Annotated in this window: 19 protein-coding genes; 10 read left to right on the forward strand and 9 right to left on the reverse strand. The window is 63.2% G+C overall.

Annotated features, from left to right (window positions below; all coding sequences use genetic code 11):
- Positions 1-32: 32 nt before the first annotated feature.
- Entirely contained in the window at positions 33-905 is an 873-nt protein-coding gene (locus BMX27_RS10705; RefSeq protein WP_090159822.1) for a DUF58 domain-containing protein, read from the reverse strand.
- Positions 902-1,906: an AAA family ATPase gene (locus BMX27_RS10710; RefSeq protein ID WP_090159823.1), complete on the reverse strand. Its 1,005-nt coding sequence runs from the start codon at positions 1,904-1,906 to the stop codon at positions 902-904. Before BMX27_RS10710 ends, BMX27_RS10705 begins: the two co-directional genes overlap by 4 nt.
- 59 nt (positions 1,907-1,965) lie before the next feature.
- Between BMX27_RS10710 and BMX27_RS10715 the strand changes: the two genes are divergently transcribed.
- Positions 1,966-2,565 carry a DUF1285 domain-containing protein gene (locus BMX27_RS10715; RefSeq protein ID WP_090159824.1) on the forward strand — a complete coding sequence of 200 codons (600 nt, stop codon included), beginning with the start codon at positions 1,966-1,968 and terminating at the stop codon, positions 2,563-2,565.
- A 38-nt stretch (positions 2,566-2,603) separates the two neighbouring features.
- Here the strand turns inward: BMX27_RS10715 and BMX27_RS10720 are convergent, their stop codons facing one another.
- The 4 genes from BMX27_RS10720 to BMX27_RS10735 all read right to left on the reverse strand — a co-directional run bounded on the left by BMX27_RS10720 (position 2,604) and on the right by BMX27_RS10735 (position 6,859).
- Positions 2,604-3,716, reverse strand: coding sequence for a sensor histidine kinase (locus BMX27_RS10720; RefSeq protein ID WP_177172706.1), 1,113 nt, complete (start codon positions 3,714-3,716; stop codon positions 2,604-2,606).
- Positions 3,717-3,833: 117 nt separating this feature from the next.
- The gene (locus BMX27_RS10725) at positions 3,834-5,312 is read right to left on the reverse strand and encodes an NAD-dependent succinate-semialdehyde dehydrogenase (protein ID WP_090159826.1); all 1,479 of its coding nucleotides are present in this window, start codon (positions 5,310-5,312) and stop codon (positions 3,834-3,836) included.
- A gap of 111 nt (positions 5,313-5,423) precedes the next feature.
- Positions 5,424-6,386 carry a P1 family peptidase gene (locus tag BMX27_RS10730; RefSeq protein WP_256212474.1) on the reverse strand — a complete coding sequence of 321 codons (963 nt, stop codon included), beginning with the start codon at positions 6,384-6,386 and terminating at the stop codon, positions 5,424-5,426.
- 2 nt (positions 6,387-6,388) lie between these two features.
- Positions 6,389-6,859: a hypothetical protein gene (locus BMX27_RS10735; protein WP_143056810.1), complete on the reverse strand. Its 471-nt coding sequence runs from the start codon at positions 6,857-6,859 to the stop codon at positions 6,389-6,391.
- 188 nt (positions 6,860-7,047) lie between these two features.
- Here BMX27_RS10735 and BMX27_RS10740 point away from each other — a divergent pair, with 188 nt between their 5' ends.
- The 8 genes from BMX27_RS10740 to BMX27_RS10775 all read left to right on the forward strand — a co-directional run bounded on the left by BMX27_RS10740 (position 7,048) and on the right by BMX27_RS10775 (position 14,804).
- Positions 7,048-7,848 (forward strand): L,D-transpeptidase, encoded by an 801-nt coding sequence (locus BMX27_RS10740; protein ID WP_090159829.1) that lies wholly within the window; start codon positions 7,048-7,050, stop codon positions 7,846-7,848.
- Between the two features lie 141 nt (positions 7,849-7,989).
- A complete protein-coding gene (locus BMX27_RS10745; RefSeq protein WP_090159830.1) occupies positions 7,990-9,069 on the forward strand; it encodes a GumC domain-containing protein in 1,080 nt (359 codons plus the stop codon).
- Positions 9,070-9,075: 6 nt separating this feature from the next.
- The gene (locus tag BMX27_RS10750; RefSeq protein WP_090159831.1) at positions 9,076-10,200 is read left to right on the forward strand and encodes a hypothetical protein; all 1,125 of its coding nucleotides are present in this window, start codon (positions 9,076-9,078) and stop codon (positions 10,198-10,200) included.
- A 49-nt stretch (positions 10,201-10,249) separates the two neighbouring features.
- A complete protein-coding gene (locus BMX27_RS10755) occupies positions 10,250-12,184 on the forward strand; it encodes an ATP-binding protein (RefSeq protein WP_090159832.1) in 1,935 nt (644 codons plus the stop codon).
- Positions 12,181-12,513: a hypothetical protein gene (locus tag BMX27_RS10760; protein WP_090159833.1), complete on the forward strand. Its 333-nt coding sequence runs from the start codon at positions 12,181-12,183 to the stop codon at positions 12,511-12,513. The genes BMX27_RS10755 and BMX27_RS10760 overlap by 4 nt, the downstream gene beginning before the upstream one ends.
- 10 nt (positions 12,514-12,523) lie before the next feature.
- Entirely contained in the window at positions 12,524-13,840 is a 1,317-nt protein-coding gene (locus BMX27_RS10765) for a DUF6638 family protein (protein ID WP_090159834.1), read from the forward strand.
- A 10-nt stretch (positions 13,841-13,850) separates the two neighbouring features.
- Complete coding sequence (locus BMX27_RS10770) at positions 13,851-14,117, forward strand: hypothetical protein (protein WP_090159835.1); 267 nt, start codon at positions 13,851-13,853, stop codon at positions 14,115-14,117.
- A 9-nt stretch (positions 14,118-14,126) separates the two neighbouring features.
- On the forward strand, positions 14,127-14,804 hold the full coding sequence (locus BMX27_RS10775) for a DUF1523 family protein (protein ID WP_090159836.1): 678 nt from the start codon (positions 14,127-14,129) through the stop codon (positions 14,802-14,804).
- Between the two features lie 61 nt (positions 14,805-14,865).
- Here the strand turns inward: BMX27_RS10775 and BMX27_RS10780 are convergent, their stop codons facing one another.
- Both BMX27_RS10780 and deoC read right to left on the reverse strand, forming a co-directional pair.
- Positions 14,866-17,166 carry an aldehyde dehydrogenase family protein gene (locus BMX27_RS10780; protein WP_090159837.1) on the reverse strand — a complete coding sequence of 767 codons (2,301 nt, stop codon included), beginning with the start codon at positions 17,164-17,166 and terminating at the stop codon, positions 14,866-14,868.
- Positions 17,167-17,214: 48 nt separating this feature from the next.
- Positions 17,215-18,138, reverse strand: coding sequence for a deoxyribose-phosphate aldolase (gene deoC / locus BMX27_RS10785; RefSeq protein ID WP_090160011.1), 924 nt, complete (start codon positions 18,136-18,138; stop codon positions 17,215-17,217).
- 216 nt (positions 18,139-18,354) lie between these two features.
- On the opposite strand from deoC, the gene rpe reads away from it, so the two are divergent.
- A complete protein-coding gene (gene rpe / locus BMX27_RS10790) occupies positions 18,355-19,032 on the forward strand; it encodes a ribulose-phosphate 3-epimerase (RefSeq protein ID WP_090159838.1) in 678 nt (225 codons plus the stop codon).
- Positions 19,033-19,085: 53 nt separating this feature from the next.
- On the opposite strand, the gene BMX27_RS10795 is transcribed toward rpe, so the two are convergent.
- Positions 19,086-20,717, reverse strand: a complete 1,632-nt coding sequence (locus BMX27_RS10795) for an alpha-amylase family glycosyl hydrolase (RefSeq protein ID WP_090159839.1) — start codon at positions 20,715-20,717, stop codon at positions 19,086-19,088.
- Between the last annotated feature and the right edge of the window lie 78 nt (positions 20,718-20,795).

Below are 20,795 nucleotides of genomic sequence, written 5' to 3' on the forward strand. Positions count from 1 at the left end.
GACCCCCGGGATATTTTCGACCAGAAGAAGTGTCATACGGGCTGCTCCATGGCAGCGTAGAGCCACAGGAGTGCCTGTGTCGCGGGCGCGTCCGTATGCTGGGTTGTAAACTGCCAACCGGTCGTGCGTGCGAGAGCGGTCAGGCGGTTCTTGCGTTCGGCCAGGCGGTCCAGATAGCGGTCGCGCAGATCGCCTGCCTTGAGCGTTTCGTGTCGCAAGCCACCGGTCATGGATTCAAAGACCGTGCGCCCGTCGAATGGAAAGGCTTCTTCCTGGGGGTCGAGAATCTGCACCAGAGCACCGCGCACGCCGCGGTCGGCGGCGCGGGTCAATGCGGCCTCGATCGGGGCCAGATCGGACAGGAAATCCGACACGAACACCGCGCGGCTGTGCGGAACCATGCCGCGCGCCTCTGGCATGGCGTAGTCACTGGGGTCGTCCTGCGACAGCAGCGCCGCCATTTGCGAGATCTGGGCCGTGCCGCGGCGGGGTGGCAGGCTGGCCCCGGTCAAGCCAACCCGTTCACCGCCGCGGGTCAGCAGGATCGCGCAGGCCAGCGCCAATGTACGGGCCACGGTTGATTTCTGCGCAACTGCCGGGGCAGATGAAAACCGCATCGACGCGCCCTGATCGACCCAGAACACGACCGATTGCGCGATCTGCCATTCCTTGTCCTGCACGAAGGCCCCGTCGGACCGGGCGGACCTGCGCCAGTCGATGCTGCGCGCGCTGTCGTGGCTTTGCGCCGGGCGGTATTGCCAGAAGGTGTCGCCCGTGCCTGCGCGGCGTCGGCCGTGATCGCCCAGGATCACGGTGCTGGCCAGATGCTCTGCCGCGGCCAGCAGTGGCGGCAGCGCACTGGCGCTGGCCTCTGCCCGGGCGCGAAGGACGACGGGATCACTCATGCGGCGGCGGCAGTCCGGGTGATACCGGCTGTGACATCGTCGATCAGCGCATCCAGATCGACCCCGCGCGCGCGGGCCGCAAAGGAGAGTGCCATGCGGTGTTTCAGGACAGGTCCTGCCATCGCGCGCACATCCTCTGGTGTGGGCGCGAGTCGGCCTGAGAGCAGAGCTTGCGCGCGAACACACAGCATCAGCGCCTGGGACGCGCGCGGGCCGGGGCCCCAGCTGACCGCGTCGTTCACGGCGGCAGCGGCATCAGGTCCGGGACGGCAACCGCGCACAAGATCGAGTATCATTTCCACGATCCCGTCGCCCACAGGCATCCGGCGCAGCAGGTCCTGCGCATCAATCAGTTCTGCGGCGGTGAACACGGCGGTGGATTTTGAATCTTGGGCCCCGGTGGTGGCGATCAGGATATCGCGTTCCGTCTGGCGGTCGGGGTAGGGCACATCGATCTGCACAAGGAACCGGTCCAGCTGCGCCTCTGGCAGGGGATAGGTGCCTTCTTGTTCGATGGGGTTTTGCGTGGCCAGAACATGGAACGGCACACCGAGTTTACGATGGGCACCGGCGATCGTGACCTCTTTTTCCTGCATGGCCTGCAAGAGCGCGGATTGCGTGCGCGGGCTGGCACGGTTGATTTCGTCGGCCATCAGCAGTTGGCAGAAAATCGGTCCTTCGATGAAGCGGAACGCGCGGGCACCGCCTTCGCAGGTTTCCAGAACCTCGGACCCCAGAATGTCGGCCGGCATCAGGTCCGGGGTGAACTGGATGCGGTTGCCGTCAAGCCCCATGACGGTCGACAGCGTGTCGACCAGCCGCGTCTTGCCCAGTCCGGGCAGGCCGATCAGCACGGCATGGCCGCCGCAGATCAACGCGGTCAATGTCAGGTCGACAACCCTGTCCTGCCCCAGAAAACGCGCTGCAATCGAACTGCGGGCCTGCGCCAGCTTGTCGCCCAAATCCTCGATCCGCGCCACCAGGTCGTCCGTATCCGCCATGACAATTCATCCCTTACCGCTATATCCCTGCATAACAGCACTTATCGCGGAAGACCCCAATGACAAACGAGTCCGGTCCACAAAAGAACGTGACCCCCAGCCCCGAAGGTCTGGCAGAGGCCGCGAACAAGGCGCAAAAAGCAGGCGGTTTGCCGCCGGTCGATAAATGGAATCCTGATTTCTGCGGTGATATCGACATGCGGATCGCCCGTGACGGGACCTGGTTCTACGAGGGCACGCCGATCGGCAGAACCCGGCTGGTGCGCCTGTTTTCAACGATCCTGAAACGCGAGGGTGACGCCTATTTCCTTGTGACTCCGGTGGAAAAGGTCGGGATCACGGTCGAGGATGCGCCATTCGTCGCGATCGATGTGGACCGGCAGGGCGACGATCTGGTGTTTACCACAAACGTCGGTGACCGTGCGGTGGCCGGCCCCGACCATCCGATCCGCATGGCGCGCGACCCGCAGACTGGCGAGCCGTCACCCTATGTGCTGATCCGTCGCAACCTCGAGGCGCTCATCGACCGCAAGAGTTTCTACCGCCTTGTGGATATGGGCGAGGTCAGCTTGCATGACGGCGCGGACTGGTTCGGTGTCCGCTCCGGCGGGGTCTTCTTTGGCTTCATGCCGGCGGCGGAGCTTGTGGGTCTGGATTGATCTGCACAGGTCCTGCGTTCCCGGACCTCGGCTGGTTTTCAGGCCGGACGGCCTGTCGCGACCGGGGTAAACGTCATCGTCACGCGGTAACCGTCATTCTGCGCTTCGCGGTCCAGCGTGGCCGCGATCTGCTGGGCCGATGCATCCATGATCCGCTGACCCAGGCTGGTCATCGCCGCAACCTCGGACGGGGTGTCGGTCTTGCCCACGCCATTGTCGGCACAGGACAGCCGGACAGACCCATCCGGTTCGTACTGGAACGAAATGCTGATTTCGCCCGCGCGATTGTCCGGAAAGGCGTGTTTGATCGCATTGGCGACACATTCGGACAGCACCACGGCGACCGCCGTCGCCTCGGCCGAGGACAACTCGAAATCGGCGATCTTTGATGAGACGCGCACGTTTTCCGGGCAGGTCTGCGACAGATGTGCAAGGATTCCGGACAGGAACGGCTGCATCCGGACACGTGTCACGGCGCTGGACTGGTGCAACTCGCGGTGCAGGGCCACCACGGCGGTCAGACGCCGGTCCACGGCGGCAAAGGCTTCGGTTGCGACGGGGTCAGACACCTTGCTGGCGTAGATCCGGATAAGCGACTGCACGGTCTGCAACGAATTCTTGACCCTGTGGTCCATCTCTCCGCGCAGGATTTCCTGATTGCGCAGGGTGCGGCGCAATTCCAGCTGCGACATGACCTGATTGGCAAGGGTGCGCAGGGCGGTGCGTTGGAATTCTGTCAGCTTGCGCGGCTTGTCATCCAGAACGCACAGCGTGCCGATCGGCAGGCCCTGCGGTGTGCGCAACTGCACGCCTGCGTAAAACCGCATCCCGTGCTCTTCGACGATCAGCTGATTGTCCCACGTGCGCGGATCGTTCAGCGTGTCCTCGATCTCCAGCAGGTCGTCCTGCAGGATCGTGTGGCCACAAATCGCGTTTTGACGGGGGGTACTGTCGGTGTCGGTGCCGACGCTGGCCTTGAACCACTGACGGTCCTTGTCCAGCAGGGACATCAGGGAAACCGGTGTTTCACAGATACGCGACGCGAGATCGACGATATCGTCGAAATCGGATTCCGTCGGCGTCTCGATCATGTCGTAGGCGTCAAGCGCGCTCAGGCGTTGATCTTCGTCCGGGTGCAGCGGTGCCTGCATTGTCTGAATTCCTGTCCACCGGGTCAGCGTACCCATCCCGGCAGCTTTATTTGACCCCAAGGTCGCATGCAATCCGGCAAGGTCGAAAGCGGCGATGCGCCGCTTTCGACCCATGCGTCAGATGGCCGTGCAGATGTATTTCATCTCGAGGTAGTCCTCGATGCCGTGATGGCTGCCTTCGCGGCCCAGACCCGATTGCTTGACCCCGCCAAAGGGCGCGACTTCGGTGCTGATGATGCCCGTATTCACGCCGACGATGCCGTATTCCAGCGCCTCCTGGACCTTGATCACGCGGCTCAGATCCTTGGCGTAGAAATAGCTGGCCAGACCAAAGATCGTGTCGTTCGCCATGGCGATGACCTCGTCCTCGTCCTCGAAGGCGAACAGCGGTGCAAAGGGACCGAAGGTTTCCTCGGTGGCGACCTTCATGTCCTGCGTGGCCCCGGTGACGATGGTGGGTTGGAAAAACTGGCCACCCAATGCGTGCGGCTCACCGCCCAGGATCACCTTGCCGCCCTTTTCGACCGCGTCCTTCATGTGCTCGCGGACCTTGTCGATGGCCTTGGGTTCGATCAGCGGGCCCAGATCGGTCCCGTCCTTCAGGCCGTCGCCGACCTTCATTGCCGCGACCGCGTCCCGCAGTTTGCTGGCAAATTCATCATAGACGCCCTTTTGCACGTAGATGCGGTTCGCACAGACGCAGGTCTGACCATTGTTGCGGAACTTGCAGGCGATGGCCCCTTTGACCGCTTCGTCGATATCGGCGTCGTCAAACACGATGAACGGCGCGTTGCCGCCCAGTTCCATCGAGCATTTCATGACCTGATCGGCGGCCTGTTTCAGCAGGATGCGACCCACCTCGGTCGATCCGGTAAAGGTCAGTTTGCGCACCGCGTGGTTTTCGCAGAATTCCTTGCCCACGCCAGAGCTGTCGTCGGATGTCACGACGCTGAACAGCCCCTTGGGGATGCCTGCCTCTTCGGCCAGTTTGCCCATCGCCAGCGCCGACAGCGGTGTCAGCGACGCGGGGCGCACGACAAAGCCGCAACCGACGGCCAGCGCCGGGGCAACCTTGCGCGCGATCATCGCGTTGGGGAAATTCCAGGGCGTGATCGCTGCCGCCACACCGATCGGCTGTTTGATCACTGTGATGCGCGCGTTTTCCTGATGTGCAGGGATGGTTTCGCCATAGACGCGCTTTGCCTCTTCGCCAAACCATTCCACGAAACCGGCGCCATAGGCGACCTCGCCACGGGATTCGGTCAGGGGTTTGCCCTGTTCGGCGGTCATGATGATCGCCAGGTCCTCTTGGTTGGCCATCATCAGGTCATACCATTTGCGCATCACGCCTGCGCGGTCCTTGCCGGTGCGTCTCGCCCAGGCGTGCCGTGCGCTGTCGGCCGCCGCGATGGCGGTCGCAACTTCGGCCCGGCTCAGGTCCGGGACGGTCGCGATCACGTCGCCGCGGGCGGGGTTTACCACGTCGATGGTCTTGCCGGATGCGGCATCGACCCATTCACCCGCCACATAGGCCTTTTGGCACAACAGGTCGGGGCGTTTCAGCTGGGACGCAAGGTCGGTGGTCTGGTCAAGCATGGTCGTTCCTTTCGGACGCGCGTTTCGGTTGTCATGCATATAGAGCGCGCGGTCGGCGGGGGAAACCGGAACTCTGCACGTCGCGCTGATCCGGTGCGCCCCATCGGGCGGTTATGTTCCGTGGCGCTGGCCGTAGGTCGGCAGGCTGTCGCGGGGGTCAGGTGTGGCATGATAGATGCCGCGCGCAATGGCGCGTGCCATCACCGTCGCGGCCGCATGACCCAATAGAGCCGCATCGGTTGCGGGCCTGTCACCCTGCGACAGCGCAAAGATCAGGTCGCCGTCCATCGGCGTATGGCTGGGGACCAATGCACGGGCGAACCCGTCATGCGCGGCCGTTGCCAGCCGGGTGCATTGCGCCTGCGTCAGGGCCGCGTCGGTTGCGATGATCCCAAGCGTGGTGTTGCGGCTGGCCCCTTTTACCGCGGGGTAGCCCTGCGGATAGGTCAAGGCAGGTCCGTGGCCTCCGAATTCTGCGTTGACTTCCCACGGGGCGGCCCAGAAATGCGCGGTCTCGCCCACCGTGGCTGATCCCAGGGCGTTGACCGCGACCAGCGCCGCTACGGTCGTGCCGTCATCCAGCCGGACAGACGCCTGACCCAGCCCGCCTTTCAGCGTGGCCGTGGTCGCACCGGCCCCCGCGCCGACGCTGCCCAGCCCGGCACCATCGCCTGCGGATTCCAACGCCCGCAAGCCCAGTGCTGCATAGGGGTTGACCTCCCACCCCTTGTCCCCGCCGTTCAACAGATCGAACAGGATCGCTGCCGGCACGATGGGCACCCGCTGGCCGCCCACGTCGAACCCGCGCCCCGCCGCGCGCAATGCATTGGCAACCCCCGATGCCGCATCCAGCCCCAGCGCCGACCCACCCGACAGCACCAGCGCGTCAACGCGTTCGACCAGTTTGTCAGGGGCCAGCAAATCAGTCTCGCGGGTGCCGGGGGCACCGCCCATGACATGCACGCCGCAGACAAAGGGTGCGGCGGCGGTCACGACCGTTACACCCGACATGATCCGGTCGTCCTGTGCATGTCCGACCCGCAGCCCGGGCACATCGGTCAGCAGGTTGCGCACCGTCAGACCGCCACCGTGATATCGCCGAGGTAGGTGAGGTCGGTCGTGTCATCCAGGGTGTATGGCAGTCCGCCGAACGCCAGTTCGGTCAGGATGATCAGCGTATTGTCCCCCGCCAGCCGCAACAGTACGTCGTCCACGCCTTCGGGGTCCAGAAATTCCGCCAATCGGTTGGGGATGTCGTCGTGCACCGCCTCGACCTGTGCGTCGTCGACAAAGGCACCCGACAGTTGCTGGGTCAGGGCGCTGGGCAGTTCCGTGCCCGGCGGCGACAGGCAAAACGCCTCTGCCGCTGCCTGACTGTCGAAATTCGCTCCGAACAGATGCAAACGCATCTGACCTTGCGGTGGAGGGGCAGGGCGGGTCGGTTGCGCGATCCGCGTGCTCTCTGACGGGATCAGCCTGGTTGCGTCCCGCAACCCGCGGCGGGCCAGGTATCGCAGCAGTCGATTGAACAGGCCGGACAGCGTCATCTGATCCACCGTTGCATGTTTTTTGGGCAAAAATCGCGTTGCATGGCCTGACAGTGCCGCGCAGGCGCATCCAAGGCAAGCCACCGGGTAAACGACGTGTGAGGAATTGAAACCCGGCGGCTTGGCGATTTGCCTATCCCGATTGTGATGTTAAAGAGATCAGAAGCTAAAAATTGGTGATTTGGAAAATGAGCGCATATTCGTCCCTGTCTCGTCGTGCCTTTGGGTCCATGCTGCTGGCATCGACCGCGGCGGCCTGTGCCCCGCGCGTTCCCGAAATGCCGGTGCCTACCGCACCGCAATTCCTGCCGGAATACCCCCCCCTGCGCGATGCGGGTTACGACCTGCCGGCGATTCCCATCGAATACACCCAAGGCATCAACCGCCGGATGGAAGGCGTCTATACCGGCGAGGCACCGCGCGGGTCCATCGACGTCGATCCCTACGCAAAATTCCTGTATCATGTGAAAATGGACGGCACCGCCACGCGTTACCCCGTGGGCGTCGGCCGTCAGGGCCGCACCCTGTCCGGGCTGGCCACGATTCAGCTGAAAAAGGCCTGGCCGGGCTGGACACCCACCGCAAACATGATCCGCACCGAACCCGAGGTGTACAGCGATTTCCGCGGTGGCATCCCCGGCGGCCTGCGCAGCCCGCTGGGCGCGCGCGCCCTGTATATCTACCGGAACGGGCGCGACACCTTTTACCGTGTGCACGGCACCAACGATCTGGAAAGCATCGGCAATTCCGGTTCCGCCGGCTGTATCCGCATGTTCAACCAGGACATCATCCACCTGTACAACAACGTGACGACACCGATGACCATCAATATCCGGTCCGAGGCGGAATCCTTGCGTGTCGACCCCGAGTATTTCAACCGGGGCGTGGAACTGCCGCCCAAGATCATCAGTGCGGACGAACTGCTGGGACCAGAGGCCGTGTCCTCTGACCGCGAACCGATGCGGGATGAACTCGCCAGCAACTTCTGATTGCGACCCTTCGGTCACGCCGCCTGACAAAGACGGCGTGACCCGTGCGGCACACTTGGTCCGCGCCCATGCTTTGCCTAACTTATGCCCGACTGGTGGGGCTTGGTGTCCCTTCGGCGCACACAGGCAGGGGACAAGGGCATGGCGAGTTTCGATCAGCAAATCCAGGACAGTCAGGCGCAAGTCGCGGCCGCGCAATCGCAGATTGCCGAAATGACCGCACGCATCGAACGCGCGCGTGCCGATCTGGGCAGTGACGTGGCGATTGATCTGGAAAACGCCACGCTGGACGACGTTCACGCCCAGACCGACCTGATGAACGCCAATATCGCGGAACTGATCATGGGGCTGGACGATGTGACCGCCGGGTTCAGTCGCGATTTCGACGAGATGCGTACGAAAACCACCACGGAAAAACTGATCGGCATTTTCTCGCGCGGCAAGGCTGATTCGATGCGCGAGGAACGCATCCGTCAGGCGTCTATCGATGACAAGCTGCAGGACTTGATTTCCAAATCCGACGTCATCACGCGGCTGCTCAAGGGGCAGCTGACCATGTTGGAGGACCAGAAAACCAAGGTGGACGGGAACCTGCAAGGTACGCTGACAGAGCGCGAGGCGACCGTGGCCGAACTGGAATCGGTCCGCGCGGAAATCGCAGGCATGGATCCCGCGATCATCACGCTTGAAAACAAGATTGCGGTCGAACAGGACACGCAGGCCCGCACCAAACTGGAAAGCGAACTGGCCCAGCTGAACACCCGCTATAACGAACTCGTGCAGGCCGAGCAGGTCCAGCTGGCCAAATCGCAGACGCTGGAACGCTACATCGAAAAGGGCAAAACCTGGATCGACAGCCTGCAAAACCAGGCGGCGACCCAGATGGTGCTGATCAACAAACTGGAAACCGACACCCGCCAGCGGGTCGTGCTGTATGACGCTTTGTCCAAATCGCTGAAAACCGCGCAGCAACAGGACGTGGCGCACCGAATCAACGAGATCGGCGTGAAAACCGACCAAGAGGCGCAGACCGCCATGGCCGCCATCGGGGCCGCAACCAACAACCGGATGGCCGACATGCTGGAGGCACACGGCGATCACATGGTCTTTGCCCGCGACATTCTGGAACAAAAGGCCAAGGCCGATGAGCGGTTCATGCGCCGCTTTGCCCGGATTGCGGAAAAACACGATTCCAACCGTTACGGGCCGCAGGACGTCTAGGGCGGCATGTCGGCGATCACGGCACCACTGGACCATTTCAAGCTGGAGGACACGCGCGTCACCCGGCGCTATTTCGCCAAGTTTCACCGCATCACGCGGCATCTGACCCGTGTCGCCGCAACCTTGCAGGCCGAAGGCGGGCTGGATCGCGCAGAGATCTGCGCCATCGTCAGCTACCTTGCGGGGCTGAACTACAGCTTTACGGCGTTGTCGCACCGTTATCACATGGCAGGCCGTGTGCCCCACGCAGGTCAGCTGACCATCGACCGTATCGAGAGCGGTTTTCCCGTCCATGCGGAACTGATGGACATGGCCGCCGATGCGGCACGCGCGGCAGCCGACCTTGCGGACATGCCATCCGTGGCAGACCTCAAGGGCGCGATGGTGCGCCAGATTACCGGCGATCTGGCCATCCCGACGGACCTGCAATTCACCCTCGCGCGGCGGCTTTATCTGGAAGAACTCGCCAAGGGGCGGCTGTTTTTGCCGCGCAACGATCCGCAATCCGTCTATGTCGCCACCGCCAGCAATGGGCGGCGCCGATTTCTGGTCCATTGGGCCGTCTATGACAGCGAGGTCAATCTGCCCGTCATCTATCTGATGGATGTAGAGGACAGTGGCCGCACAGCCCTGCCCAAGGACGACCGCCGCTGGCCGCAGGCCCGCGCGCATCTGATGGCGCAATCCCTGACGGGTTTGAAACTGCTGACCATTGCGACCGGATTCGATCAGGATTTCGATGACCTGCATCCCGTCCGCCTGCGCCGGTTCCATATCGGGCCGATGTATTCGCACGCCTTTACCCGTCAATCGGGGCCCCTGCGCGATGTGCTGGCGGTGGCCAACAGCCCCGAAGGTGACGACTGGGCGCTGGTCTGGACCGAAGAGGAACTGGTGACCGACCGGGTAGAGAGCGTGAAATCCGGCTGGTTCGGCACGGTGGAGCGACAGATATTTGCCCAGGACCCCTTTGCCGGCGCGGCGCTGGACCGGGGTGCAAGCCGGATGGAACGCAGCCTGATCCTGCCCGCGCGACCCTACCAGGCCCTGGCCGACGCACGACCTGTGGGGTTCGCGGACGTGGTGAAATACGTGGTCTCTGACGATGGCCGGGTGGTGCGCAGACGGTGAGTGCGGATGCCTCCGGCGGGAGTATTTTTGGCAAGATGATGGACATGACATGAGCCAGACCAGCGATCAGGTGGAGTTGCGCGAAAGCGATATCCGCGCGCAATACGGCGCAGCACTTGCGTTGCTGGACGGGTTCGATCACGCGCCGCGTCTGGCGCAGGCGGGTCCTGCGACTGCACCGGAACGGTCGGCGGGCATTGGCACGCGGCGGGCGTTCCGGTCCACGACGCCAGGTCTGGTCACGCGCCGTACCGCACCTGCGGGGGCGGTGTCTTTGCAGGACCGGATCGGGGCGGTCGGTGACGACGCACTGACCACGCCGGTGCAGGCGCAGGTGCTGCAGGCGCTGCGGCGCGCGCTGGCGATTGCCATGGCTGTGGGCGACCAACTGGCCGACCGCACCGGGCTAACCGCACTCAAGGCCGCAAATCTGAACGGAACCCTGTCCGCCGACCGCCGCGTCTCATTCGCCCAAGCGCTGGAGGCAGAGGCGCTGGCCGTGCTTTTCGTATTTGGGTCAGCCACCGCACACCTGCTGGCCGATCGCGCAGGCGGCGAAACGGTGGATCTGTCGCAGATCGACGAGATTTTGACCGACAACGCGCCCCTCGCCGTGAACGGGGTGCTGTGGGAGCTGGACCGCGATATCGCGTCGCTAGCCACGTCAGACGCGACGCTGGTGGCGACGGTTCTGGCCTTTGCCGATGCGCTGCAGGATCAGGTAACCGCCCGTGCGGGCAGCGCCGCCGGGCTGGAGGCGTTTCGTCAGGCATCGTGGCACGTGGCGGCCGATGATTTCGCCCTGCGCGGTTTCACCCCCGCCCGTGCACGGCGCAGCACCCCGCTGACGATGGCGTTCAAGAAACCCCACGAGGTCATCGGCAATCACATCGCTAAGGCGCAGGCCATGCGGCTGGCCAAGATGCTGATGGCCTATGACTTTGACCGGCGGCTCAATCCCTTTGCCGAATTGGGCGGTTTCATCTTTACCTTTATGGGGGACGGTGCGCCGGGCACGGGGAAAACCACGCTGATCCAGATGATGGCGGGACTGATTGCAGGCTATTGCGAAACGGCAGGTTATGCGTTCCGCTACCAGAACCTGTCGACCGAGAATATCGACAGCTATCAGGGCAAATCGGGCCAGAATGCCAAGGCCTTCGTGGACAACATCCTCGACCCCAATGTCATCGGGTTCGGCACCATCGACGATATCGACCAACTGGCGGGCAAACGCGGTGACCGCCAGTCCAGCGCGGGGCAGCTGGAAATCACCGCCGTGCTGATGGATGCCTTTGCCGGTGCGGGCACCGTGGTGCGCGGCAACTGCACGTTCGGGCTGTTTTCGAATTTTCCTGAAAACGTCGACGACGCGCTACGCCAGCGGGCGGGTGCGCGGTTTCTGGTAGATGGGCCGCAAACGCAGCACGATTACATCGACATCCTGCATCTGCTGCTGGGGAAAAAACATGATATTCCCCTGGGCGACCATGACCTATATGCCGCGCAGGCGATACAGCGCGCCGTCGCCGCCAGCTATGCCAGCCATGCGCGGCCCAAGGACGCGACCTTGGAAAACGTGTTCGACCGCGTACAGGACCGGATCGGTCCGCTGGACACGATTGCGAAACTCGGCACCTACCTCAAGGCGATCCAGGAGGCCGACGCCCGTTTCACCGGTCGCGCGATCAAGAACATCACCGATGCGGTCAAGGTGCGCGCGATGGATTTTGAGCTGCCCGACGACTGGATGGAGGACCCCGAGCTGTTCCTGTTTCAGGACTATGACACGAAAATGGGGATGATCTCGGAGTTGCGCAAACCGATCACGCCGGAAACGGTGTTGCAGGAAATCAACCGCTACGCCGACAGCGAATTCCGATATGCCGACAAATCCGACGCCGTGGCCATCGACACCGCCGTGCGCGAGATGGAACGCATGGCCGAGGCACGCCGCCGATTCGCGGCAGGCGGTGCCGCATGATCGACAGCCTGCTGCTGCCTGCGATGGTGCTGGCGCTGCTGGCATGGCTGGTACCGAAACTGTTGTCGATGCTCTTGCCCGAGGGCATCAGGCCACTGGTCCTGAACGGCGCGCTGTCGTCGGTGATCCTGTGCGTGATCACGGGGGGCTATTTCATGGCGCTCTATGTGATCAGCGGGATACCGTTCGACCGTATCCTCGACCTTGGCATCTTGGGCAATGTCGTCTTTTTTGGCAAGCTGGCCATGTCGACCGCATTGATCTGGGGGCCGATCATGGTGCTGTCATTGGCGGGTTTGCCGCGGACCTGGGTGGATGTGGTTTGGTAGGGGTGTCGGCATGCATCGCTTGATTGCGCGGGGGTTGATGTTCGGCAACCTCGTCGCGGTTGACAGTCCGGTGCTGGTGGCGCGCTACAACCGCGCGCTGGCGGCACTGACAGGGCGGACAACTGCGCTGGATCGGTTCCATATCGATATATCCGGGTTCAGTCCCGAAATCGGCGAAGAGCTGGGCGACCCACGCTACCTCAATCCGCGGGGGCTGAACCGTCAGTTCATCCTGTTGACCACCGATCAGGCGCGCGCGCCGCTGCTGGATGCGACCTTTTCGATCAGCAGGCAGATTTTGCGGCAGTTCATCACCGACAATCACGCGACGCTGTACACGCTGACCGCTCAGGACGCTGTGGCGGGTGAATTGCTGAATTCCGTCTATAAGGCCGAGGCCGCGGCACAGCTGTTCGATATCCGTCGCATACGGATCACCGCCGACACCACCGCTGGAACGATCGCCAACGCACAGGCGCTGGGGGCGCTGATCGACGCGTTCACGACGCGTCCCGACGGCTGGTATGATGACGTATTGATCGCGCAGATGATCGATCTGGCGCAAAAGACCGGGGACGTGTCGCGGCATCCGCTGCGCCTGACCCAGAACGAATACGTTGCTTCTGATTTCTGGACTGCACATTTCGGCGGGCTTTATGTGTTTCGGGACGTGACCCATCCTGCCGCGATCGCCGTTGACCCCGATCAGGCGCTGGGCGATCTGCCGATCCTCAGTCAGCTGGATTTCAACGACCGGGCGGCGATTGCACAGTTCCTGTCCGAAAACGATCTGGCGGTGCCTGTGGCGCAGGACCGCAGCGCGCGGACCGTTGCGATCCTGCGGCACAAGATGGACCAGATCACGGCCCATACCGCGGCCATGGCGGGCGAGGCGCTGGATGTGGTGACCAGCCGCGACATGCATGCCCTGGCGCGGCGTCACGCACAGGCCTTGCCGCAGGCGTGGTACGGGCTGGCCGCACTCTTGCGCTGGGCGGCCGATGGCGGGCCCTGGCCGCGCATCACTTCCGACGATCCGGCTTATTTCTATGTGATGCGCGCCCGTCCCGGCCCGCAGGCGGATCTGGTGAACATGATGCTGGCCGAACTGTCGCCGCTGGATGCCCGCCAGTTGTTCATCTGTCATAAACGTGCGTTTTACGCAGCCTACGCGGGCTGGCCGGACCCGATGCGCGACTACGTGGCAAACATGCTCGAACGTGATTATCTGGGGAACAAGGCGCAGGTGCGCGACCAGTTGTTCGGTGACACGTCACGCCGGTCGGGGCCGCCGCCGCTGCCCGCCCGCCGTGGCCCATGGGGATAGTGAGGACCAAATGGCCTTTGTCAGACTGCTTGTTTTTGCACTTGTCGGCCTGACGGTCGTGTATTGGTCACTGTCGCTGTATTCCGCGTCGCTGCGACGCGAACGGCTGGAAGACGACTATGACGCCAACCCGGTGCCGGGTCAGACCCGCGAGGCCTATGTCGCCGCAGGAATGGCAACCTATCGCAAGGGCCTGCGGCCCAAGCTGCTGCTGGGCGTCTATGTCGTGCCGATTGTTGTCGTGTCGGTGATCATCTATGTGGTGAACAACAACTAAGGGGGCGTCATGCGCGCGATATTCTTCTTTCTGCGTCTGTTGCCCATTCTGATATTGGGCGGTTTCCTGCATTACGTGCTGCCGCAGCATGACACCGTCCAGATCACCTCGACCGAGGTGATCCGCACGGATTTCAGCAATCTGAACCGGATATTCTATGCCCAGGCTGACAATGGCGGTGTCGAACAGGCCACCCGCGACCTGCGTCTGATCAACACGACCAAGGTGCGCACCTATCTGCTGGGGTTCATTCCGACCGACCGGACCGAGGTCATGGTCTACCGCAACGAGGACACCGGCTGGATCTGGCCACCCTATTTCAAGTTCGACAGCGCCGATCTGCAGGCCGAGGCATCGGCGGCCGCCCGTGCAGATGGCTGGTACAGCATCACGCATTATGGTTGGCGTAACCGTTGGCTGTCGATCTATCCCAACGCGGTGCGGATCACGCCGGTTGATGGCCCGAACCCCGGCATCGTGCCGTGGTTCAATATCTTTTTCTTCAGCTTTCTCTTTGTCGCCTTTTTTGTTGTGCGCGGCATGTGGCGGCAATTCCGCGAAAGGATGATCGATCCGTCAATCGATGCGGCAGAACACCAGTTCGACGAGGCCCGCGCAGGGTTGGCTCAACGCCGCAGCGGATTGCGCCGCTGGCTGGACAGCTGGAAATCCAAGGACCGTCAGTGAGGGCAGGACTGGGGCGCTGCCCCAGACCCCGGGATATTTACGACCAGAAGAAGTCTGGGCCTCAGGCCCCGTAGGGCACCCAGATCGTTTTGACCTCTGTTGCATGGTTCAGGATGTCGCGCGTGTGATCCTGCAACGGATCGAACGGCCCGGTCCAGGTGCGTTTGAGATTACCCGCGCTGGCCGCCTCGATCATCTGCGCGTGGCCGGACAGGCCCCAGACCGCGTCCAGATCAAGGTGCCGCGCCATGGGTTCTGCCAGATCGGCATGGGCACCGGTCAGGATATTCACCACGCCGGCTGGCACGTCTGAAGTATCCAGCACCTGGTAGAAATCGGTGGCAATCAGAGGAAACGCCTCTGACGCAGCCAGTGCCACGCGGTTCCCCATCGCAATCGCCGGGGCCATCAGGCTGACCAAGCCAAGCAAAGGCTGCGCATCCGGGCACAGGATGCCGATCTTGCCTACAGGTTCCTTCATCGCCAGTGCCACGCCGCGTAGCGGGACGCCTTTGACCTGGCCATCGTATTTGTCGGCCCAGGCGGCAGCGCTGAACAATCGGTCGATAGAGGCCGCGACCTCTGCCTTGCCGTCCTTGCCGGTCATATCCTTGATGCGGTTGGCGAATTCATCCGCGCGGGCTGACAGGTTTTCGCCGATGTAATACAGAATCTGCGCGCGCAGATGGCCCGTGGTCCGCGACCAGCCGCTGGCAGCATTCATCGCCTCGACCGCATTGCGCAGGTCCTTGCGGTTCGACAGGCTCGCATGTCCCAGCAGCTTGCCCTTGGGGCCGTAGACCGCACGGGAATAGCCGCCGTCAGGTCGCGCCTGTTTGCCACCGATGTACAGCTTGGCCGTGCGGTCCAGACCCTCTGCTGTGCCGTCACCGGTGTAGGCTGCGACAGCCGCTGGCGATTTGGTCGCATTAGCGGGTCTGGTATAGCCGCCCAGCCCCTCCCAGCCGCCTTCGCGGCCAAAACCGCTTTCGCGGACCCCGCCAAAAGGGGCTGCGGCATCCATCATGTTGGTGCCGTTGATCCAGACGATCCCCGCGACCAGTTTTGGTGCGAGGTCGAGCGCGAGGTTCACGTTCTCCGACCAGACCGACGCGGCAAGACCGTAGGCGGTGTTGTTCGCGATCTCGACCGCCTCAGCCGGTGTCCGGAACGTGGTCGACACCAGTACGGGGCCAAAGATTTCCTGTTGCATCAGCGGTGATGCCGGGGCCAGGCCGCTGATAAGTGTCGGCGGGTAATAGCAGCCGGCTGGTACGGCAGTCTGGTAGACCTCGCCATCGGTATTCGCCGCAACCATGTCGCGCACGCGGGCCAGTTGGTCAGGATGCACCATGGCACCGATGTCGATGCATTTATCCAGCGGATCGCCGATGCGCAGGCTGTCCATGCGGGCGCGCAGCTTGGCGTGGAACACATCCGCGATGCCCTCCTGGACCAACAGGCGCGACCCAGCACAGCAGACCTGGCCCTGATTGAACCAGATGGCATCGACCAGACCTTCCACCGCGCTGTCGATGTCGGCGTCGTCGCACACGATGTAGGGGCCCTTGCCACCCAGCTCGAGCGACAGCGCCTTGCCGGTACCGGCGGTGGCCTCGCGGATGCGGCGACCCACGGCGGTGGACCCGGTGAACGCGACCTTGTCCACGTCGGCCGTCACGATCATCTCGCCCACGGCACCGTCGCCCGTCACGATGTTCACGACGCCTGCCGGCACGCCGGCCTGACCGCAGATATCCGCAAACAGCAGGGCCGTCAGCGGCGTCCATTCGGCTGGTTTCAGGACAACCGTGTTGCCCATCGCCAGCGCCGGCGCGATTTTCCAGGCCAGCATCAGCAGCGGGAAATTCCACGGGATCACCTGACCGCAAACGCCCAGGGCTGCGCGGTCCGGCATCTCGGTCCCCATCAACTGGGCGTAGCCCGCGTGGTGATAGAAATGGCGTTGTGCCAATGTGACGTCGATATCGCGCGCCTCGCGGATCGGCTTGCCGTTGTCCAGCGTTTCCAGCACCGCAAAGAGCCGCGCATGTTTCTGCAACAGCCGCGCCAGCGCATAGAGCACCCGCGCGCGGGCCGCACCATCCTTGGCCCATGCGGTTTGCGCCTTGCGCGCGGCCTTGACGGCGGCATCGACATCCGCCTGTGTGGCCTGCGAGACCTGTGCCAGCGTCTGACCGGTTGCAGGGTTCACCGTCGCGAACAGATCGCCCGGTGCCGTCCAGGCCCCGCCGATAAAGTGACCGAAATCACCCTTTTCAGCCAGCCAGGCGTAGGCTTCCTTGGCGCTCTCGGGGGCAGGGCCGTACTCCATCGTCTCAAAGATCTCCTTGACGGTCATCGCTGAACCCCTGTCATCATCTTGCCAAAAATACTCAAAATACGACGGTCATGCCATCGCGTGACGCCATCCGGCAGAGTAGCTGCCGCTGACGTGATGTTCCAATTGCCGTTCGATATCGCCCAGCAGGGACGATGCGCCAAAGCGGAACAGATCGGGTTGCAGCCAGCGGTCGCCCAGCTCGTCCTTGATCATGGACAGATAGACCAGCGCGTCCTTGGCCTTGGAAATGCCGCCGGCGGGTTTGTAGCCGACGCAAATCCCTGTCGCCGCATGATAGTCGCGGATCGCGCGGATCATGGTGAGGGTCACGGGCAGGGTGGCGTTGACGCCTTCCTTGCCGGTGGAGGTCTTGATGAAATCGGCACCTGCCATCATGCACACCAGCGAGGCGCGGGCGACGTTGCGCAGTGTGCCCAGCTCGCCCGTGGCCAAGATCGCCTTGACGTGGGCCGCGCCGCAGGCGGCGCGCATCTGCGCCATTTCATCGTAAAGCGCCTGCCAGTTTCCGGTCAGCACATGGCGGCGGCTGATGACGATGTCGATTTCCTGCGCACCGGCGGCGACGCTTTCGCCGATTTCGGCCAGCCGCAGGTGGAACGGCGACAGACCCGCCGGAAATCCGGTGGACACGGCGGCAACCGGGATACCGGACCCGGCCAAAGCATTGACAGCCACCGGCACCATGTCGTGATAGACGCAAACCGCCCCCGTAGTCAGGCCGGTCATCCCCAGCGCATCCAGCAGCGGGGCGGACACCGGCTGGCGGGCCTTGGCGCACAGGCGGCGCACGCGGGCGTCTGTATCGTCACCCGCGAGTGTCGTGAGGTCGATCAGGCTGACAGCCTTGCACAGCCAAGCGGCTTGATAATCCTTTTTCACGCTGCGACGGCCCGGCAGGCTGGCGGCGCGCCGCTCGATTGCGGAGGTATTCGCCTGAGCGCGCATCACCCAGTCCATGTCCAGCGGCATTCCGGGATTGCGGGGCAGATGCACCTGCGGCAGGTGCGCTGTGGTGGTGTCTTGCAGGGTCACGGGCGGCCTCGTCAAATGTTTGCGAAACCGTGGCACGGGCGGGCCTGCGGCGCAAGGTTTGACCGAATGGTCAAAAGGCGTCGACGCAGCGTCAGGGAGGTGACGAGGCGGGCATTTGCCGATACAGCAGGCCAAACAACGCCGGAGCGCCCCATGAGTTTTGATCGCAGCCTGAAAATCGCCCCTTCGATCCTGTCGGCGGATTTTGCCAATTTCGGTGCGGAAATCCGCGCGATCGAGGCGCAGGGCGCCGATTGGGTGCATGTCGACGTCATGGATGGCCATTTCGTGCCGAATCTCACTTTTGGCCCGCCTGCGGTCAAGGCGTTCCGTCCGCATGTGAAAACGGTGATGGACGTGCATCTGATGATCTCGCCGGTGGATGCCTACATCGACGCCTACGCCGATGCGGGGGCCGATATCCTGACGGCGCATATCGAGGCCGGACCGCATATTCACCGCACGCTTCAGGCGATCCACGCGGCGGGGATGAAGGCGGGCGTGGCCCTGAACCCCGGCACCCCGGCCGAGGCCGTGGCCGATCTGCTGGATATGGCCGATCTGATCTGCGTGATGACGGTGAACCCCGGTTTCGGTGGGCAGAAGTTTATCGACATGACGGCCAAGGTGGCCAAGCTGCGCGCCATGATCGGCGACCGCGCGGTGCACATCGAGATTGACGGTGGTGTTGATCCCGTGACCGCTCCGTTGGTGCGGGCGGCTGGCGCCGATGTGCTGGTCGCAGGCTCTGCCGTGTTCAAGGGCGGATCGGTCGACAAGCCGGAGGTTTACGGCGCGAACATGCAGGCCATTCGCGCCGCCGCAGGCTGACGGCGGGACGCCGCTGTTTCGCTGACGCGAAAGACGCCCCGCCCGCCGACCCGCTATGCGCTGATCGTCACGTCGTCCGTGTGATCGAGGTAGACCAAGCCGCTGCCAGGCAGCGTCAGCGTGCCGTCTGCCAGCGTTGCATGATGCGGGCCTGTGATGCCGGCAGCACCCGCGACCTGCAATGTCACCGCATCGGCGCGGAGGTTGAACAGGCAGGTCAGATGCCGACCGTCCACGCTGCGCCGCAGGCCCAACACGGGATCGGGCAGGTCGAGGAACGTCGTCTTGCCGCGCGTCATGCAGGGATGTTCCCGGCGGAACGCGATGATGTCACGGTAGAAATGCAGCACACTGTCGTTTGCGGCCTCTTGCAGGTCGACCGCATGCGCCGCCTGTGGTGCCTTGATCGGCAACCAGGGTGTGCCATCGGTAAACCCGGCGTTGGGGGCATCCGACTCCCAGACCATGGGCGTGCGGCAGCCGTCGCGACCCTTGATCCCCGGCCAATAGCGGATCGCCTGCGCGTCGGTCAGTTCATGGTATTCCATGACGGTTTCCAACTGGCCGAGTTCTTCGCCCTGATAGATACCGATGGTCCCTTCAAAGCTGAACAGCATCGCGGCCGACAGACGGGCCATCGCATCCTCTGACACCGCGTATTTCGACCAGCGCGACACATGGCGCACGACGTCGTGGTTCGAGAATGACCATTCGGGATGACCATCCGGCGCGCCCGCCTGAAAGCTTTCGATGCAGTTGCGGAAATGCGCAGGCGTGAATTCATCCGACAGCATGGCAAAGCTGTAGGCCATGTGCAGCCGGCCGTTGCCCTTGGTGTAATCGGCCATCAGGTCGATGCTGCGCTGGCCGTGGTCGCCCACTTCGCCCACCATCATGATCTCGTCATACTGATCGGTCAGCGCCCGCAGCCGTTCGATGAACAACACGTTTTCGGGGCGGTTCTTGTTATAGATGTTGTCCTGCATGCCAAACAGGTCGGATGACATGACGATCATCCCCTCGGGGCGCGGGGCAGGGGGATTGGATCTCAGTTGCGCGTCGTGAACGTAGTAGTTGACGGTATCCAGACGGAACCCGTCCAACCCGCGATCCAGCCAGAATTTGCAGGTGTCCAGAATGGCATCCTGCACATCGGGGTTGTTGAAATTCAGGTCCGGTTGGCTGGTCAGGAAATTGTGCTGGTAATATTGCCGCCGGGTTGCGTCGTATTCCCACGCGGGTCCGCCAAAATGGCTGTGCCAGTTGGTGGGCGGGCTACCGTCCTCCAGCGGGTCGGCCCAGACGTACCAGTCGGCCTTTGGGTTGTCGCGATCCTTGCGCGATTCGATGAACCACGGGTGCTGGTCAGAGGTATGCGACAGCACCTGATCCACGATCACCTTCAGCCCCAGATCATGGGCGGTTTTCAGCATCTCGTCAAAATCGTCCAGCGTGCCGAACAGCGGATCGATGTCGGTATAGTTCGACACGTCATAGCCCATGTCGGCCATCGGCGAGGTAAAGATCGGCGATAGCCAGATGCAATCCACGCCGAGCAAGGCGATATGCGGCAGGCGGCGGGTGATGCCGGGCAGGTCGCCCACGCCGTCACCTGTGCTGTCCTGATAGGACCGGGGATAGATCTGGTAGATGACGGCGTCGCGCCACCATTCTCGCGTGCTCATGTAGGCCTCCGATGAAACGTGGTGTCAGGGCGGTGGTAGCGCAATCACAAATCCACGCAAGGCCCGCCGCACGCTTTG

Origin of the sequence: Loktanella sp. DSM 29012 (genome assembly GCF_900110705.1) — a bacterium.
GTDB lineage: Bacteria > Pseudomonadota > Alphaproteobacteria > Rhodobacterales > Rhodobacteraceae > Loktanella > Loktanella gaetbuli.